The following is a 17,855-nucleotide window of genomic DNA, read 5'->3' on the forward strand; positions in this document are numbered from 1 at the left end:
GTTACGGACTGCTGGCGGCCGACCTCTGGTCCGTGTCCGGCAGGGCCGCCGACGGGACGGGCCGTTCCGACGTCGGGGTGGCCGACGGGGCGCGGGACGGGGCCGTCGGGCTCGTCGCCTCGGCGGGGCCGCGGGTGCCGGGGGCGGAGGCGCGGGGGGTCTCGGTGCCCGGGCGGGCCGTGGCCGGGGACGACGCGCGGGAGTCGGACGCGGACGGGGAGGGCCCGAGGGTGGGGGGTGCCGAGGACGCGGGTGGTGCCGGGCTCGTGGCCGGCGGGGCCATCGGGACCGTCGGGGTCGTGGGGCGTTCGGGTGCCGTGAGGCGCAGGGGGAGCGCGACGAGGGCGGCCACCGCGCAGCACACCCCGGCTCCGGCCGCGGTGCGCAGCAGGCGCCGGCGGGTCGCCCGGCGGCGGACCGTCTCGTACTGGCCGTGGGGCGCGCCCAGGTAGTCGGGGGAGGAGGGGCGCAGGATCACGGCGAGGGGGTCGTCGGGGGCGAACTCCGCATCGCCCGGGTCGTCGTCAAGGCGTGTGGTCAAGGCTTCTCCTCAGGTGGACGCGGAGCAGTTCCCGGGCCGCGTGCAGGTCGGCCTTGACGGTTCCTTCCTTGCGCCCGGTCAGCACGGACACCTCCCGGATCGGCATGTCAGCGTAGTAGTGCAGCAGGATCGGGACCCGCAGTCGCTCCGGCAGCGACTGCACGAGCAGCCGCACCGACGGGTCGGCCTGCTCGGGGTGGGGGCGTACGGCGGCTTCCGAGGTGACGCGGTGCATCGCCCGGCGCTCGCGCTCCAGCTTGCGCCAGTGGTCCCGGACGAGGTTGGCCGCGGTGACGTAGAGGAAGCCGCGGGGCTCCTCCACCTTCGTCCAGCGGGCCCAGAGCCGGGTGAACGCCTCCGAGGCGATCTCGTGCGCCGTCCCGTCGTCGTCGACGAGCCGGCGGCACCAGCCGGCCAGGCGCGGGTAGAGGGCGGCGAACAGTTCGGACGCGGCCTTCTCGCGGGACCGTTTCAACTCTCTCCAGGGGTGGGGGACTCGGCGCCGGCCAGTGCGGCGAACACGATCACGTTGTCCGGGTAGCCGTCGCCGGTCCGCGTACCGCCGCACGTGATCAGCCGCAGCTCCGGGCGTTCCACGTTCCCGTAGACGTCGCCCGCCGGGAAGTCGGTTTTGGGGACGGTCCGTACGGCCGTGACGGCGAACTCCGCCGCCGTGCCGTTCTCCAGGCGCGCCACGATCCGCTCGCCCCGGCGCAGCCGGTCGAGGTGCCGGAAGACACCGTCGCCGTACGGGCCGACCGTGACGTGGCCGAGGATGACCGACGGGCCGGTCCGGCCGGGCGCCGGCGAGTGCCGGTACCAGCCCGCCCGGTCGTCGGCCGTCACCGGCGGCACCTCCACGGTGCCGTCCGGCGCCAGGCCCAGCCGGATGACCGGGGTGTCGACGCCGATCGCCGGGATCAGCAGCCGGACCGGGTCCGAACCGGCCGGGGGACGCCTCCGCCCGGCCGTGACCGGCGGCGGGGTCCCGGTGGCGTGCCCCCGCGTCGCGGGGCCGCGGCCGCAGGCCGTCAGCAGGGATGCCAGTGCCGCGGTCGTGAACGCGCGCCTGGAGAACGCGGTCATGCTCCGGTCGCCCGGCGGCGGCGCACGACGAACACCGTGCCGCCGCCCGCGAGGAGCACCGCGGCGGCGCCCGCGCCGATCGCCGTGCCGCCCGCCCCGGAGGCCGGGGACGTGGCCGTCACACCGGTGTCGGGCGCGCCGCTCGGCACGACGGAGACCTGGTCCTCGGCCGGCGCCCGGGTCGGTTCGGCGCTCTCGGCCGGACGGGCCGGTTCGGGACCGGTGGTGGGTTCGGCGCTCTCGGCCGGACGGGCCGGTTCAGCGCCGGTGGTGGGTTCAGCGCTCTCCGCCGGCTGGACGGTGGGCACGGCGGAAGCCGGGACCGGGGTCGGGGTCGTCGCACCGCTCGCGAACGCGGGCCCCGTGCCCATCAGTACGGCGGTGCCCGCGAGGGCCAGGACGCTGAGGACGGTTCGGCGCATGGAGTCGCACTCCTTCGTCGGGTGACAGGTCGTGCGGAGAGACGAGGCGGAGGGGAGGCGGGTTGTAAAGAGATGGCAAAGTCGCCGGGGGTGGGGGTGCGACGCCCTGCCGACGCCCGAGGGCGGCCCGGCACGCGATGGCCGGAACGCGCGCGTGCGCCCAGGACCCCCGAAGCGACGGCCCGTCGACCTCCTCGCCCGCCTTCACCACCGTCCCTCGTGCCACCGGGTTTTCCGGGCACGGCTTCCCGCAGGCCCCGGCGGTCGGTGAGAGCGTCCGGGACCCTCCGCCCGGAGCGCACGCCGTGCGTCGACGACGGCCCGCTCAGCGCTGACCGCTTCCGGGCCGGCGCCGGGATCCGGCCCGAGTCGCACGTGGTGTGAGGGGCGGAACAAACCGGCTGCGCGCGGGAGCCGGGCGGAGTTACGATCCCCGCGATGACGACTCACTCTGTCCACAGATTGGGGGTCCCGTCCGCGCAAGGTGAGTGCTGATGCTCACCGAGACCGCGAACGGGCGATCCCCTCTTTCCTTCTGGCCGCGCGTGCGCGAGTTCGCCGTGCCGCCCTCCATGATCGAGACCGCGACGGCCCGGCGCCGTGCCGGGGACTGGGCGGGTGCCTGCGCCGCCGCGGGCGTCGACGTCGACCTCCAGCCGCGTGACGTGGCCCGACGCCATGGCCGCGAGTTCGCCGCCCGGCTCCGGGACGACCTGCGTCACCTGGCCCCCGACCTGCTGCGCTGGCACATGCCGAGGATCGCGCCGGACGGGCTGCTGCGGCCGGGCCTGACCATCACCCTGGCCCGGTACGACCCGGGAGGCCGAAGACCGCTGCACCTCGTGGTGCGGACGCCCCCGGCCTGGGCGGACGCCGGGCAGCGGATCAGCCTCGCGCTGTGGGACGGGTCCCGGGCGGAGGCGTCCGGCCGGCGGCATCCGCATCCCCGGCCCAGCCGGCGCTTCCGCCTCGACCTGCACCGCCACCTCTGGGACGCGCGCCGGGCCGGTGAGCTGCGCGAGCGGTCCGGCGACGGCCGCTCGCCCCTGGCCACGGAGTCCGCCGGGCTGCTGCCGGACGGGCACCGCTGTGCCGTCGACCGGTGGGCGGCCGAGGCGGAGATCCTGCTGCGTGCCGAAGGGCGGCCGGGCGGCAGGGTCTGTGTACGGCTCGGGGCGCGCAACCGGCTGGTTCTTGACGTGTCCGACGGGGCCGCGTCGCTGAGCGCGCACACCCGTGACGCCTCGTTGCCCGTACTCCCCGACGCCGCGACCTGGGTGCTGCCCGACCTGGAGCTGGTCCGGGCCGGGGCGGTCGACGCCGGTCGGCTGCATCCGCTGGTCGCCTCGGCGCTGGGCGTGCCGGCCACGCCGGCCGGCCCGTTCCGGTCGCCGACGGCGGGCGACCCACGGCTCGTGGACTGCCGGGGCGCCCGGCACCGGATCGGCCTGGTCGGCGGCGTCCTGGCCGCGCTGGACCACGACCCGGACGAGATCCGCCGCGAGGAACTGCTGGCCGCCCTCGGCGGGCCTCCCCTGCCCTGCCTCCAGGCCGTCGACCGGGCCCACCGCCGCCCCGACTGCCTCACCGGCGTCCGTGAGCGCCTCCACCACGGCGACGTCGCCGGTGCGCTGGCCGCCGTGGAGAGCCTCCTCGGACCCGGCGCGGTGCTGCGCAGCGGCCCGTTGCGGGACGCACTGGAGACCGCCGCGCGGCGGCGCATCGCCTACGGCCTGTTCCGCGCGGGCCTGGACGGGCCCTCGCCCGGCAGTCTGCGCCCCTGGGACCGCCGCCACTCCCGCGACCACGGCCCGCACCCGCGCCACATGTGACCCGGGTCTTCCTCTGAGACCTCTGAGACCTCTGAGACCTCCTACACCCAACAGGTGATCACACATGCCCACGAGCACCACCGCCTCCCGGCTCGACGTCGCAGGTGACCTGCTGACCCTCCTCCGGGACACCACCACCGAACCCCGCCCCGACACCCAGCTGGAAGCCCTGACCCTGGCCGTGGCAGCCGATCTGCCCGTGCTGCTCTGGGGCGAACCGGGCATCGGCAAGACCGCGGCCCTGACTCAGCTCGCCGAGGCCCTGGACCTGCCGCTGACCACGGTGATCGCGAGTGTGCACGAGCCGTCCGACTTCTCCGGCCTGCCGATCGTCGGCGACGACCCCGCCGAACAGGGCGTTCCGATGGCCCCGCCGGACTGGGCCGTACGACTGGTGCGGGCCGGGCGGGGACTGCTGTTCCTCGACGAACTCTCCACCGCGCCGCCCGCCGTCCAGGCCGCCCTGCTGCGGCTGGTGCTGGAGCGGCGGATCGGCGCGCTGCGGCTGCCGCCCGGGGTGCGGATCGTGGCCGCCGCCAACCCGCGCTCCTCGGCGGCCGACGGCTGGGAACTGAGCCCGCCGCTCGCCAACCGCTTCGTCCACCTGCAGTGGACGCACGACACCGAGGTCGTCGTGCGCGGCCTCGGCGGGATCTGGCCGACGGCGACCCTGCCCCGGCTCCACCCCGAAAACCTGCCCGGGGCCGTGGACTTCGCCCGCCGGGCCGTGTGCGGACTGCTCACCGCACGCCCCACTCTCACGCACCGGCTGCCCAGTGGCGAGACCCGCCGGGGCGGGCCCTGGCCGTCCCCGCGCAGCTGGGAGATGACCCTGCACCTGATCGCCTTCGCGACCGCGGCCGGCTCCTCCCGTGACGTGCTCTCCCTCCTGGTCCGGGGCACCGTCGGGGACGGCCCGGGTCTCGAACTGCTGGCGAGCCTCGACCGGTTGGACCTCCCGGACCCCGAGACGCTGCTGGCCGACCCGGCCGGTGCGGAGCTGCCCGAGCGGGGGGATCTGCGCCAGGCCGCGCTGGAGGGGGTCGTCGCCGCGATCCGCAGCCGCCCGGAGCGGGCCCGCTGGGACGCGGCCTGGGCGCTCCTGGTCAAGGCGGTGGAGACCGGGCCGCCGGACGTGGTCGTCGTCCCCGCGACCACGCTGGCCTCCCTGCGCCGGGAGGACTGGGACGTCCCGGCGTCGATCGAGCGCCTGGCCGGGGTGGTGACCCTGTCCAGGCGGGCGGACCGCGCGACGACCGCGGTCGAGGCGACCGAGGTGAAGGCGGGTCGATGACGACGGACACACCCGAGGCGACCGAGGTGAGGGCGGGCCATGACGACGGACACACCCGAGGCGACCGAGGTGAGGGCGGGCCGATGACGACGGACACACCCGAGGCCCCCGCTCCCACCGTCCCGGCGACGCTCGACCGCGGCAAGCTCTTCGCCGCCCGGCTGCACGCCGCCCGGGTCCGCCCCTACCTCGCGACCGCCCTGTTCGCCCTGCACGTCGTCGAGTCGCGCCGGGTGCCGACGATGAGCGTCGACCGGCACTGGCGCTGCTACGTCTCACCGGCGTTCGTGGACCGTACGCCCGTCGAGGAACTGGCCGGCGTGTGGGTGCACGAGGTCTCCCACCTCCTGCGCGACCACCACGGACGCAGCGACCGGGTCGCGCGGGAGCGCGGGCTGCACGGCCCGGGGGAGCGGCTGCGGATGAACATCGCCGCGGACTTCGAGATCAACGACGACGTGTACGGAGACGGCCTGGCCCGCCCGGAGGGAGTCGTGGTCCCCGGCCTGCTGGGCCTGTCCGAGAACGAGTTGATGGAGGACTACCTGCGGCAGTTCGGCGTGGGCCCGCGTACGCAGGACCTGGCCTGGCTGGACTGCGGCAGCGGCGCCGACGGCATGGACCGGGAGTGGGAACTCGGCCCGGACGGCGCGCACGGCCTGAGCGAGCAGGAGCGCGACGCGGTCCGCTTCCGGGTGGCCCAGGGCCTCACCGGCCGCCCCGGCAACGCGCCGCAGGGCTGGCGCCGCTGGGCCGAGGAGGCATTCCACCCGCCCCAGCCGTGGCGGGAGCTGCTCGGCGCGGCGGTCCGCTCGGCGGCGTCCGGCCCCGGCGGGGGCGAGGACTACACCTACGGCCGCCCGGCCCGCCGCTCCGCCGCCGTCCCCGGCGCGGTCCTCCCGAGCCTCAGACGCCGCCCGCCCCGCGTCGCGGTCATCATCGACACCTCCGGATCGGTCAGCGACGCCGAGCTGGGCAGCGCTCTCCTCGAAGTCGCCGCGATCGCCCGCGCGGTGGGCGGACGCCGCGACCTGGTCACCGTCGTCCCCTGCGACGCCTCGGCCGGCATCGCCCGCCGCCTGTGCCGCGCCGAGGGCATCCCCCTCACGGGCGGCGGCGGCACGGACCTGCGCGCGGGCTTCACCCGGGCGCTGCGCGCCCGCCCCGCCCCGGACGTCATCGTGGCCCTGACCGACGGCCAGACCCCCTGGCCGGGCACCCGCCCCCCGTGCCGCACGGTGGTGGGCCTGTTCCCCCGCCGCCACCGGAGCCCCGCCTACGACGAGTCCGACCCGGAGTACGTCCCGGACTCACCACCGGCTTGGGCACGGGTGGTGGACATCGGGTCGTGAGCGGGCTACGGCCTGCGCAGCAGTCCCCGCTCCATCGCCACCACCACCGCCCGCGTCCGGTCGTTGACGTCGAGCTTGGCGAACAGGCGGAGCAGGTGGGTCTTCACCGTCGCCTCGGCGATGACTAGGCGACGGCCGATCTCGGCATTGGTGAGGCCGTCCGCGACCGCGTTCAGGACGTCCGCCTCGCGGGCCGTGAGGGGGATCTGGGCGGGCTGGCGCATCCGGGCCACCAGGCGTTCGGCGACCCGGGGGGGCCAGGACGGTCTCGCCGCGCGCCGCCGCGCGGATCGCGTCGGCCAGTTGCTCGCGGGTGGTGTCCTTCAGGAGGTAGCCGATCGCCCCGGCCTCGACCGCGCGCTCGATCTCGGCGTCCGTGTCGTACGTGGTGAGGATCAGCACCCGGGTGCGGGGGAAACGCGTCACGATCTCGGTCGTGGTCGCCACTCCGTCCAGGACCGGCATCCGCAGGTCGACCAGGGCGACATCGGGCCGGTGGTGCTCGACGAGGTCGAGGGCGGCGCGGCCGTCGCCCGCCTCGCCGACGATCTCGATGCCCGTCTCGGAGGCGAGCAGGGCCACGACTCCCGCCCGCATGACGGTGTGGTCGTCCACGACGACGACGTGGAGCGGTCGTTCGGTCATGCCGACGCCTCCAGGGGGATCAGCGCCAGCACTCGCGTCCCGTCGCCCACCGAACTCGTCACCGTCAGTCTCCCGCCCAGTTCCGCCAGCCGCTTGCGCATCCCGTCCAGGCCGAAGCCCGCCGACTCCTCCACCACGAACCCGGTCCCGTCGTCGGTGATCTCGAGCTCCACTCCGTACGGCTGCCGGGCCAGGACCACGCCGACCGTGGAGGCGCGGGCGTGTTTGCGCACGTTGGCCAGGGACTCCTGGGTGCAGCGCAGCAGCGCGATGCGGGTCTGCTGGTCGCACTCCAGGTCCTCCAGGTCGGCCTCGACGCTCAGGCCGGTGTCCTCGGCGAAACGGTCCAGGGTCCGGCGCAGGGTCTGCGCCACCGAACCGGCGGCCGCCTGCCCGGGGCTCCGGGGCGAGCCGACCAGTTCCCGGGCCTCGGCGAGGTTCTCCCGGGCCGTCGACTCGATCGACCGCAACTGCTGGGCGCTGCGCGCCGGTTCGGAGTCGATCCCCGCCCGGGCCGCCTCGGCCAGCACGATGATCGAGGCGAAGCCCTGGGCGAGGGTGTCGTGGATCTCGCGTGCCATGCGCTCCCGCTCGTCCGCCGCGCCCTGGCGCTGGTGCGCCTCGGACAACTCGGCCTGGGTCTCTTCCAGTTCGGTGATCAGCCGCGCCCGCTCGGCACTCTGCCCGACCACCGAACGGGCCCACAGCCCGAGCAGCACCCCCACGGCGACGACGAGCACCGTGGACACGAGCGTCACGGTGAAGAACTCCACCGACCAGCCCTGCCGCAGCACGCTCCCGGCCAGGGTGGCGGCTGCGGCGAGCCCCAGGAACGTCATCGCGGCCCTCGACGTCCGCCCGAACATCCAGTAGTGCGGCAGCGTCACCATGAACAGCGCCGCGTAGTTGCCCCGCAGATACGCCAGCCCGCCCAACGCGACCACCAGCACCGACAGATACACGTGGGGCCGTACGACGGGGTTGGCCGGGAAGCGGTCCAGGACCGCGTACGACAGCACCACCCCGCCCAGCAGGGCCAGCGCCGCGTACTTGCTCCCGCCGGGCCGGTCCATGGCGGCCAGCCCGACGGCCATCACGGCGAACAGCAGCCAGCAAACCGCGTTCCAGCGGCGCAGCGAGGTCGTCCGGAAGGCGTCGGCGGCGGGCCCGGCGAGAGCGGTCATGGCGATCAACGTACGTCGACCGCCGGGCGGGAGGGCGACTTTTTCTCCGGGGCGGCCGTCGCCCGGCGCCCCGGGCGGGACGGCCACCAGCTCGCCTCGCCCAGCAGCAGCATCGCCGCCGGCAGGACCATGACCCGGACCACGAAGGCGTCGATCAGCACGGCCGCCGCCAGGACGAAGCCGATCTGCTTCATCTCGATGATGTGGAGGAAGACGAAGCTCGCGAACACGGTCGTCATCACCACCGCCGCGCTGGTCACCACGCTCGCCGAGGAGCGGATCCCGTCGAGCACGGCCTGCCGCGTGGCCACGCCCGCGAGCACCGCCTCCCGGATCCGGCTCACCACGAACACCTGGTAGTCCATCGACAGCCCGAAGAGGATCACGAAGAGGAACAGCGGCACACGCGACCCGATCGACCCCGTGGATTGGAAGTCCAGCAGGCCCTCGGCCCACGTTCCCTGGAAGACCAGTACGAGCAGTCCGAGCGCCGCCGCGGCGGACAACAGGTTCAGGGCGACGCCGAGCAGCCCGAGCACCACCGAGCGGAAGGCGTACACGGTCATCGCGAACGTCACCAGCAGCAACGCACCGAGCACCAGGGGCAGTTTGCGGTTCTGGTGGGCGGGATAGTCGGCGTAGCGGGCGACGTCCCCGGACACGCCGTACTCGGCGCCGTTGATCCGGCCGACGGTCGCGGGCAGGAAGCCGTCCCGGAGCCGGTCGAGGGAGTCGTACGCCTCGTCGGAGTTGCCGAGGTACGGCACCTTCAGTTCGAGGGTGTGGGTGCGGCCGTCGGACGAGACGCGGACGCGCGAGGCGCCGGTGAACAGCGGGTCGGCCGCGGCCCGCTCGGCCACCTCACGCAGCGCGGCTCCCACCTCCCCCGACCGCGAGGCGTCGGCACGCACGACGACCTGGTGGGTCACCCGCTGCTCGGGGAACGCCTCGTTGAGCCGGTCGTAGACCTTCATCGCGGGAATGTCGCGGGAGTGCGTGTCCCGGCTCATCTCCGTGATCTTCAGCCCGGCCAGCGGGACGACGAGCGCGAGCAGCGCGACGACCGAGACGCACAGGGTCGCCAGGGGATGCCGGGCGGCGGGCCGCAGCAGGGCGCTCCAGACCCGGCCGCGGCCGCCCTCGCTCCGGGGCCGCCGCCCCGGCCTGCGTTCGGCCCGCTGCCCGAGCTTGACCAGCAGCGCGGGCAGCGCCGTGAGCGAACTCGCCACGGCCACCAGGACGACGACGATCGTGCCGGTCGCCAGGGAGGAGAAGATCACGTCGGAGGCGAGATACAGCGTCGCCGTGGAGGCGACCACCGCGAGCCCGGAGACCACCACCGCCCGGCCCGAGGTGGCGGCGGCCAGTTCGACCAGCGCCTCGGAACCCAGCCGGCCGCCGGCGCGGGCCCGTTCCTCCCGTTCGCGCTTGAGGTAGAAGAGCGTGTAGTCGACGCCTACCGCGAGGCCGATCATCAGGATGACGTTCGTGCCCACACCGGCGTCGGGGGACAGATGTGAGACGACCATCGACAGACCCACGGCCGCCGCGATCGACGACAGCGCCAGCAGCAACGGCACCCCGGCCATGGTCACCGACCCGAACACCACCAGCAGCGTGACCAGCGTGACCGGCAGGGTGATCGCCTCGGACAGTGCCAGGTCGTCACTGCGCTGCTGTTCGACCCCCTTGCTGACGGACGGACTTCCGGTCTCCTCCAGCAGCAGGCCGGGATGGCTCTTCTGCACCGCCGAGGTCTGCGTCACGAGCGCGTCGACCTTGTCCTTCGCGTCCCGCTCCTCGCCCTTCAGCGCCACCTCGACCATGAGGATCCGGCGGTCCTCGGAAAGCAACGGGGCCGCCACGCCCGCCACTTCCGGCAGTCGCCGCATCCGCTCGGCCAGATCGTCCGCGGCGGCCCGGGCGGCGCCCTCGTCGAGGGCACCGCCCGATCGGGAGGAGATCAGCACCTGCTCGGCGGCCCCGCGCTCCAGACGGGCCTCGGCGGCGAGCGCCTCGGCGCGGCCGGCCTCGCCGACCCGGTAGTCCGCCGTCTTCGCACTGTTCGTGCCGACCGCACTGCCGGCGCCCAGACACAGCGCCACGAACATCAGCCAGCCGACGATCGCCCGCCAGGGGTGCCGCGCGCTCCATCGCGCCACGCGCACAGATAATGAGTTCATGCCCAAAAGCCTTGCTGAGCTGGGCAGTTGGCGGACAGAGGTACTCGGTTGAACCTGCCGTCCACCGGTCGGTGGACCCCGGCCCTGGGGACAACCCCACCAGCGGGAAGGGGCAGCAGCCGGATGCGAGTTGTAAGTGCCGCCGCAAGGGGGGGCAAGACGCGGGAACCCCGGACGCCTGCCGCGGTGCGGGACGTCCGGGGTTCGGGGGTGGTGAATCAGCGCAGGGTGATCAGCGCGGGGTGCTGCCGAGGCGGTCGAGCCGCTCGTTGACGCCGTTGCGCAGCTCACCGAGGGTCGTGCCCGCCGGGGCCGCCTTCGGGGTGGCGGACGGCGGCTGGGTCTCGTCCGCGCAGGTCGTGCCGCGGGCCGGGACCTTCCGGTCCACCAGGTAGCCGGTCACCGCGTCCGTCGCGCAGGCGCTGCGCCCGAAGGCGGTGTGCCCCTCGGCCTCGAACGTGAGCAGCCGGCCGTTGTCCAGCCGCCGGGCCAGGGCGACGGCGTCCTGGTATGGGGTGTCCGGGTCGCCGGTGGTGCCGAGGACCAGGATCGGCGCGGAGCCCTTCGCCCGGTAGGAGCCGTCGTAGCGGCTGGGCCTCTCGCCGGTCCACTGGGCGCACGTGGTGGCGTGCTGGTGGTCGTAGAGCGGCGGGCCGTACGCCAGGGCCGGGCCGAGCAGCGGGGCCAGCTTGGCGTTGGTGGTGACCTGCCGCTTCAGCAGGGCCGGGCTGCGCGGGTAGTCCCGGTCGACGCACTCGACCGCGATGTTCGGGTTGAGGAAGTCGTAGCTGGCCGGGGACGGCGGCCGCAGCAGGAACGAGGTGTTGTCGCGCTGCTGGGCCTTGCGCAGGGCCTCGCCGAGGGAGGGCCAGATGACCTTGCCCTCGTTGATGTTGAACAGGAGGCGGTAGACGAGGGTGTAGCCGTTCGCCTGACCACCGTTCGCGGTCGGTACGGGGTTGGCGTCGAGGCCGGCCTTGAGCTTCTCGAACGCGGCCCGCGGGTCGCCGTCGCCGAACCCGCACGTCGACTGGTCCGCCTCGCACCAGTCGAGGAAGCGGCTCACCGCGCCGTCCAGGGCCAGGTACTGGGACCGGTCGTAGGCGTAGGGCCGGTTCGCGTAGTGCTTCGGGTCGTACGCGCCGTCGAGCGCCAGTGCGCGGACGCGCTGGGGGAACAGGGCGGCGTAGACGGTGCCGATGTAGCTGCCGAACGAACGTCCGTAATAGGTGAGTTGGCTTTCCCCGAGGGCCTCGCGCAACAGGTCGATGTCGCGGGCGACGTACTCGGTGCCGACATACGGCCGCAGCTCGCCCGCCCGGTCCTGGCAGGCCTGGTCGAACTCGGCGCCCTGGCGGACGGCGGAGGCGTAGGCCTCCGGGCCGGGCACGCCCTTGGCGGCCCTGATGGCGTTGTTGTACGTCGCGTCGTCCCAGCACTCGACCTGCGAGCTGCGGGCGACGCCCCGTACGTCGTACCCGAAGACGTCGAAGGAGTCGCGCAACTCGGCGGGCAGGTCGGCGTAGTTGCCGCGGACGAAGTCGACGCCCGAGCTGCCCGGTCCTCCCGGCTGGAGGAAGAGGGTGCCCCTCTTCCTGCCCTGGTCAGGGGCCTTCTTGCGGATCACCGCGAGGGTGATGGTCTTGCCCCGCGGGTCGCGGTAGTCCAGCGGCACGTCGGCGTCCGCGCACTCGAAGCCGCCCTGGCAGTCGGACCAGGTCAGGTTCGGTACGGGAGGCTGCGTCGACGCCCCGGCCGGCTGCGCGGCCGTCGCCTGGACCCCGCTCCCGGCGACGACGAAGGCGGCCGCGGTGGCCAGGGCGATTCTGAGCCGTGGGACGCGTCTGCGCTCTCCGGAGCCGGAGTGGCGCGAAGTGCGGTCGTGTGTGGTCACTCTTCCTGTTCCCCCTTGGGCGGGATGCGCGGGCCGGCGCGTCCCGATGTCGGCGTGTTCCGCCGCATGTCTAGCCCAATCCGAGGGGGTGTGCAGCCGGATGCGGCAACTCCTTCCACCGCATCTCCCCGGTCCCCGACGGTAGTTGCCGAGTCGTTCACCGTTGGAACGGCCGGGGCTCATGCACCGGGGCGGTTTTCCGCCTCGGCCGTACGGCTGACCCGCACCGCTCCCACCACTGCCTACGACGACCGACCGGTACCGGCCTCGTGGCTCCGCCGGGCCAAAGAGGGTGCCGATCCCTCCAGTTCACCCGAGTGGACCCGAGAGATCACCCGCACCCCGCCCGGGAGATCACCCGCACCCCGCCCGGGAGGTCACCGCACGTCCCGCCCGGGCGTCGCAGGCCGGAAGCGGTCCGTCGCCGCCAGCAGGGCGTCCGTCGTCGCGTCTCCCGACAGCCCGTGCCCCTCCCCGCCGATCAGCACCAGCTCCGCGTCCGGCCACACTCGGGCCAGTTGCCAGGCGATGTCCGGGGGCCCGCTGATGTCCAGCCGGCCGTGGATCAGCACGCCGGGGGTGCCGGTGAGCCGGCCGGCGTCGCGCAGGAGCGCCCCGTCGTCCAGGAAGGCGGCGTGCCGCCAGTAGTGCGTGACCAGGCGGGCGAAGCGGAAGCGGAAGCGCGGGTCCTCGTAGCGGGGGTCGGGCCGGTGCCCCGGGTGGGTGGAGACGTGCACGTCCTCCCACCGGCACCACTCCCGCGCGGCCCGCTCCCGTACGGCCGGGTCGGGGTCGGCGAGCATCCGGGCGTACGCGTCCACCAGGCTGCCGTCGCGCTCCTCCTCCGGTACGGCGTCCCGGAACCGCGCCCACTCCTCGGGGAAGACGCGCCCCATGTCCCGGGTGACCCACTCCACCTCGCGGCGGGTGGTGCTGGTGACGCTGAGGAGGACCAGCTCGGTGACGTGGTCCGGGTACCGCTCGGCGTAGGCCAGCGCGAGGGTCACGCCCCAGGAGCCGCCCAGGACCAGCCAGTTCGTGATGCCGAGGTGCCGCCGCAGCCGCTCGATGTCGGCGATGAGGTGGTGCGTGGTGTTGGCGGCGAGCGAGGTCCGCGGGTCGGCGGCGTCGGGTGTGCTCCGGCCGCACCCGCGCTGGTCGAACAGCACGATGCGGTACGCCGCCGGGTCGAACAGCCGCCGCCAGGACGGCCCCGCCCCGGATCCCGGCCCGCCGTGCAGCACCAGGGCGGGCTTGCCCTCGGGGTTGCCGCAGGTCTCCCAGTAGACGTGGTTGCCGCCGCCGACGTCGAGCATGCCGCGCTCGTACGGTTCGACCGGGGGATGGAGCTCGGCCATGGGTGACATGCCTCCCCCGCATGAGATGTAACAGCGCTGTTAGATTAACAGGATGAGCGCTCACCCGGATCCCGCCGCCGTAGGCACCCTGCTGCGCCACGTCCTCGAACTGCTCGACGGCGACGTGGCCGGCATCTACGAGGAGCAGGGCCTCGCGGAGTACCGGCCCCGGTTCTCCCCCGTCGTAAGGGCCCTCCTGGCCGAAGGCCCCCTGTCCGTGCGCGAGGTGGCCGCCGCCGTGGGGGTCACGCACTCCGCCGCGAGCCAGACGGCGGCCCAGATGGCCCGCGCGGGCCTGGTCACCCACACGCCCGACCCGCAGGACGCCCGGCGCCGCCTGATCGGCCTCACGCCGAAGGCCCGCGCCCTGCTGCCGCGGATCGAGGCGGAGTGGGAGGCCACGCGGGCGGCGATGGCCGAGCTGGACGCGGAGCTTTCGATGCCGTTGGCCGCGTTGCTGACGGAGGTGGCGCAGGCGGTGGACCGGCGGCCGTTCCGGGAGCGGGTGGCGGCGGCGTACCGGCCCCCTGGCACCCGTCTCCGTTAGCAAGCGCCCCTGATGCGCCGTCATGGCGGCGTACCGTGGCTGCGTGGCGGACGAAGGGACATCGAAGACGCCCCCGCCTCCGCCGCCGGGACACGGCAGCAGGGGCGGGGGCGTTCGGTGGGCCCGGTACGGAGGCTAGCCGCCCGTCACCTCCGTCACCTTCCAGCGCTGGTTGGCGCCGGAGTTCGGCTGCCACACGCCGACCGGGGCGCCGTCGTTCGTCGACTGGCCGGAGACGTCGGGCAGTTGGCCGGTCGCGGCGTTGACGAGGGTCCATGTGCCGTCGCCGGTCGTCGACATGATCCACTCGGTGGCCCTGTCGCGCCGGCCCTCGTCCGGCTCCGCCACCAGCGCACCGTCGCGGACCGCCAGGCGCTTGTCCGAGGCCGTCTCGGTGAGGACGTACCGCTTGCGGTTGTCGGTGCCGCGGATCCGCTCCACCCGCCACTGCTGACCGCTGGGGTCGGCGGCGTCGGCGCTCTTGATGACCAGGCCCGTGCCGTTGCCGGCGAGGGTGAGGTCCTTGCCGCTCTGGACGCCGGTCAGCCGGTAGGTGTGGCCCTTCCTCAGCTCGGCCGCGTCCTTGGCGACGCCGGACACGCCCTTGACGAGGAGGGACGTCACCGACTGGGCGGGCACGGTGACCGTGGCCTGCTTGCCGGAGACCCGGACCGCCTTCTGCTTCTCCAGCTTGCCGTCGGCGCTGGTCACCACGGGGGTGACGGTGGCGCGTGAGGAGACCCGGCCGAACTTCGACAGGTCGAGGGTGACCTCGCGGGACTCGGTGGCGCTGTTGACGTGGACGACGGTCGCCGCGCCCCCCTTGCGGGAGATCGCCGCCGTGCTGGAGGTGTCGTCCGTCTTGATCAGCCGGTCGCCGGGCTTGATGAAGTGCGTGAAGTTGCGGGCCGTGTCGAACTTGGTGTTCGTGTAGATCGGGCAGGTTTTGAGCGTGTCCTCGGACGTGCAGCTGAACGGGAGCTGGATCTCCCCCCAGTTGCCGCCCTTCGCGGACTCGCCGCCCGGCTTCATGTTGTCGTAGTCCTCGACCGGCTGCCAGAACACCCAGGCGCGGGGCTCCAGTTCGCGCAGGTCGTCGACGATGCGCTGGGCGAGGCCGAGGCCGGGCCGCATGTCCGTGAAGCTCTGGCCGTCGCCCCAGTCGCCCTCGACCTCGCTCATCCACAGCGGCTTGCCGGCGGCCTTGGCGAGGTCGCGGACCGTGGTGCGCTGGCCGGTGCCGTAGGTGTGGACGTTCATCTGGGCGACCAGGTCGCGTACGTCCTGGGGGTAGGAGTTCCAGTTGGTGGCGAACGTGCCGGGGTTCGTCTCGTCCATCGCGGATATCTCCGCGTCCGACCTGGACTTCTCCAGGACCGGGGCCAGCGCGCGGAGCACCTTCTGCTGGAGCTCGGGGCCCATGTGGGCGCCCTCCTGACGGCCGCCGGTCGGCTCGCCGTCGGGGCCGAGCCTGGTGCCCCAGTAGGGGGTGTTCGGCTCGTTGAACGGGTCGAGCGTGTCGACCTCGATGCCGTGCGCCTTCTCCAGCCGCTCGGTCGCGCCCACCAGGTACTTGGCGAAGTCCTCGACGGACTCGGGCTTCAGCTGGTCCTTGCTCGAGTCGAACCCGCCGGAGACGTAGCCGCTCTCGGTCATGAACCAGGGCGGGGAGTTGCTGAAGGTCTCCCAGTGGGTGATGTCCTTCTTGATGCGGTCGACCCACCAGCGCTGCGTCTTGTCGGCGTGTCTGTTCCAGTCGCGCGGGTCCTGCGCGTCCCACCAGTCGACGTCCTCGCGGGTGGTGCCCGCCGGGGCCTTCCACCAGCCCTCGACCGCGCCGCCCGCGCGCAGGTAGTCCTTGACGTCCGGGGCGTTGCCGCCGCCGATGTTGTAGCGGGCGATGTTCAGGGCGAGGCCCTCGTCGCCGAACAGGAGCTTGTAGAGCTTCTCGCGTACCGCGGGCGGGTAGTCGCCGGTGGCGTTGGCGAACCACACCAGGCTGGTGCCCCAGCCCTCGAACCTCTCCTGCTTGTAGGAGGGGTCGGGGCGGACGGTGACCCCGGCCGCCTGCGCCGTGGTGTCGGCGTGCGCGGCCGGCAGGGTCGTCGTGGCCAGGAGGGTTCCGGTCGCCACGGCGGTGACGCCGATGGCCCCGAGGAGCCTTCTCTTACGGGTGCGGTGTGCCATCTCGAGTACTCCAGCTCTTCTGCGTGCCGCGCGTCCCGGCGGGGCGCAGAGATCGGGGACTGCGTGGTGCGACTGGTGCGGGCTTCTGGTGCGGTTCGGTGCCTTCTCGTACGATTTCGACCGGCGATGTTTACGTAAACATCCACTGGCGGGATGTCTACACTGTCCGAATCTCAGGGGTCAAGGAGTCGTTCCGGACCGAAAATTGCGCCGGTCGCGCGGCGAGGGGAGCGAGGGGCAGGTGGGCACAGTGGACGGTGAGAGAGAAGCCGAGGGGACGAGCCGTACGAGAAGGCGTGCGGCCCGCCCCCGCCAGGGCGCGTCCATGGCCGACGTCGCGCAGCTCGCCGGTGTCTCCTCCCAGACGGTCTCCCGCGTCTCCAACGGCTTCCCCGGGGTCACCGAGGACACCCGTCGGCAGGTCCTGGCCGCGATGCGGGAACTGGGCTACCGCCCCAACAGCGCCGCACGGGCCCTCCGACGGGGCGAGTTCCGCACCCTCGGCGTGATCACGTTCTCCCTCTCCACCATGGGCAACATCCGCACCCTGGAGGCCATCGCCACCTCGGCGGCCCAGCACGGCTACGCCGTCACGCTGCTGCCCGTGGCCGTCCCGACCCAGGACGAGGTGAACGGCGCCTTCTCCCGCCTCGGCGAACTCGCCGTGGACGCCGTCATCGTCATCATGGAGATCCACCTGCTCGACGCGGCGACGGTCTCGCTGCCGCCGGGAGTACAGGTCGTCGTGGCCGACTCGGACGCGGGCGACCGCTACACCGTGGTCGACACCGACCAGGCGGGCGGCGCCCGGGACGCCGTACGCCATCTCCTGGACCTCGGCCACGAGACGGTGTGGCACCTGGCCGGTCCGGAGGGCTCCTTCGCCGCCCAGCGCCGCGCCAACGCCTGGCGCGACACCCTCACCGGGGCGGGCCGGACCCCGCCGCCCCTGGTCCGCGGCGACTGGTCGGCGGAGTCCGGCTACCGGGCGGGCCTGCGCCTGGCCGGCGAGCCGGACTGCACGGCCGTCTTCACCGCCAACGACCAGATGGCACTGGGCCTGCTCCGCGCCCTGCACGAACGCGGCCGCCGCGTCCCCGACGACATCAGCGTCGTCGGCTTCGACGACATCCCCGAGTCCGCGTCCTTCCTCCCGCCCCTCACCACGATCCACCAGGACTTCGCCGAGGTGGGGCGGCTGTGCGTGGAGGGAGTGCTGAGCAAGATGCGGGAGGCCGGGGCGGAGCACGGGACCACGCTGGTGCCCACGCGGCTGGTACGGCGGGGGAGCACGGCGGCGCCGGGGCGGGGGCGGTGAGGTCCGGCTCGA

14 protein-coding genes and 2 pseudogenes are annotated in these 17,855 nt (G+C 73.7%); 6 read left to right on the plus strand and 10 right to left on the minus strand.

The window, feature by feature from the left end:
- Nucleotide 1: 1 nt before the first annotated feature.
- From ACZ5TL_RS02090 to ACZ5TL_RS02105, 4 genes are read right to left on the minus strand one after another with little or no spacing between them, the layout of a single operon-like run.
- Nucleotides 2-541 (minus strand): hypothetical protein, encoded by a 540-nt coding sequence (locus ACZ5TL_RS02090; protein WP_468586679.1) that lies wholly within the window; start codon nt 539-541, stop codon nt 2-4.
- Nucleotides 525-1,016: an RNA polymerase sigma factor gene (locus tag ACZ5TL_RS02095; RefSeq protein ID WP_468586681.1), complete on the minus strand. Its 492-nt coding sequence runs from the start codon at nt 1,014-1,016 to the stop codon at nt 525-527. The genes ACZ5TL_RS02090 and ACZ5TL_RS02095 overlap by 17 nt, the downstream gene beginning before the upstream one ends.
- The gene (locus ACZ5TL_RS02100) at nt 1,013-1,627 is read right to left on the minus strand and encodes a class F sortase (RefSeq protein ID WP_468586683.1); all 615 of its coding nucleotides are present in this window, start codon (nt 1,625-1,627) and stop codon (nt 1,013-1,015) included. The genes ACZ5TL_RS02095 and ACZ5TL_RS02100 overlap by 4 nt, the downstream gene beginning before the upstream one ends.
- The gene (locus ACZ5TL_RS02105) at nt 1,624-2,049 is read right to left on the minus strand and encodes a sortase-dependent protein (protein WP_468586685.1); all 426 of its coding nucleotides are present in this window, start codon (nt 2,047-2,049) and stop codon (nt 1,624-1,626) included. The genes ACZ5TL_RS02100 and ACZ5TL_RS02105 overlap by 4 nt, the downstream gene beginning before the upstream one ends.
- Nucleotides 2,050-2,270: 221 nt before the next feature.
- Here ACZ5TL_RS02105 and ACZ5TL_RS02110 point away from each other — a divergent pair.
- From ACZ5TL_RS02110 to ACZ5TL_RS02125, 4 genes and pseudogenes are all read left to right on the plus strand, one after another.
- Nucleotides 2,271-2,433, plus strand: a pseudogene (locus tag ACZ5TL_RS02110) (sarcosine oxidase subunit beta); the annotation flags it as partial.
- Between the two features lie 110 nt (nt 2,434-2,543).
- Nucleotides 2,544-3,881 carry a hypothetical protein gene (locus tag ACZ5TL_RS02115; RefSeq protein WP_468586687.1) on the plus strand — a complete coding sequence of 446 codons (1,338 nt, stop codon included), beginning with the start codon at nt 2,544-2,546 and terminating at the stop codon, nt 3,879-3,881.
- A 64-nt stretch (nt 3,882-3,945) separates the two neighbouring features.
- Entirely contained in the window at nt 3,946-5,175 is a 1,230-nt protein-coding gene (locus tag ACZ5TL_RS02120; protein WP_468586689.1) for an AAA family ATPase, read from the plus strand.
- Nucleotides 5,176-5,258: 83 nt separating this feature from the next.
- Entirely contained in the window at nt 5,259-6,527 is a 1,269-nt protein-coding gene (locus tag ACZ5TL_RS02125; RefSeq protein WP_468587084.1) for a vWA domain-containing protein, read from the plus strand.
- A gap of 5 nt (nt 6,528-6,532) precedes the next feature.
- Here the strand turns inward: ACZ5TL_RS02125 and ACZ5TL_RS02130 are convergent.
- The 5 genes and pseudogenes from ACZ5TL_RS02130 to pip all read right to left on the minus strand — a co-directional run bounded on the left by ACZ5TL_RS02130 (nt 6,533) and on the right by pip (nt 13,791).
- A pseudogene (locus tag ACZ5TL_RS02130) lies at nt 6,533-7,172 on the minus strand (response regulator).
- Complete coding sequence (locus ACZ5TL_RS02135; RefSeq protein ID WP_468586691.1) at nt 7,169-8,356, minus strand: sensor histidine kinase; 1,188 nt, start codon at nt 8,354-8,356, stop codon at nt 7,169-7,171. The pseudogene ACZ5TL_RS02130 and the gene ACZ5TL_RS02135 overlap by 4 nt, the downstream one beginning before the upstream one ends.
- A 5-nt stretch (nt 8,357-8,361) precedes the next feature.
- A complete protein-coding gene (locus ACZ5TL_RS02140; protein ID WP_468586693.1) occupies nt 8,362-10,539 on the minus strand; it encodes an MMPL family transporter in 2,178 nt (725 codons plus the stop codon).
- A 232-nt stretch (nt 10,540-10,771) separates the two neighbouring features.
- Nucleotides 10,772-12,433: an alpha/beta hydrolase gene (locus tag ACZ5TL_RS02145; RefSeq protein WP_468586695.1), complete on the minus strand. Its 1,662-nt coding sequence runs from the start codon at nt 12,431-12,433 to the stop codon at nt 10,772-10,774.
- Between the two features lie 377 nt (nt 12,434-12,810).
- Nucleotides 12,811-13,791 (minus strand): prolyl aminopeptidase, encoded by a 981-nt coding sequence (gene pip, locus ACZ5TL_RS02150; RefSeq protein WP_468586697.1) that lies wholly within the window; start codon nt 13,789-13,791, stop codon nt 12,811-12,813.
- Between the two features lie 52 nt (nt 13,792-13,843).
- Between pip and ACZ5TL_RS02155 the strand changes: the two genes are divergently transcribed.
- A complete protein-coding gene (locus tag ACZ5TL_RS02155; RefSeq protein WP_468586699.1) occupies nt 13,844-14,338 on the plus strand; it encodes a MarR family winged helix-turn-helix transcriptional regulator in 495 nt (164 codons plus the stop codon).
- Nucleotides 14,339-14,473: 135 nt separating this feature from the next.
- Here the strand turns inward: ACZ5TL_RS02155 and ACZ5TL_RS02160 are convergent, their stop codons facing one another.
- On the minus strand, nt 14,474-16,525 hold the full coding sequence (locus ACZ5TL_RS02160; protein ID WP_468586701.1) for an RICIN domain-containing protein: 2,052 nt from the start codon (nt 16,523-16,525) through the stop codon (nt 14,474-14,476).
- A 325-nt stretch (nt 16,526-16,850) separates the two neighbouring features.
- Between ACZ5TL_RS02160 and ACZ5TL_RS02165 the strand changes: the two genes are divergently transcribed.
- On the plus strand, nt 16,851-17,843 hold the full coding sequence (locus ACZ5TL_RS02165; protein WP_468586702.1) for a LacI family DNA-binding transcriptional regulator: 993 nt from the start codon (nt 16,851-16,853) through the stop codon (nt 17,841-17,843).
- Nucleotides 17,844-17,855: the final 12 nt, after the last annotated feature.

The organism is Streptomyces sp. NPDC033136 (genome assembly GCF_055578235.1).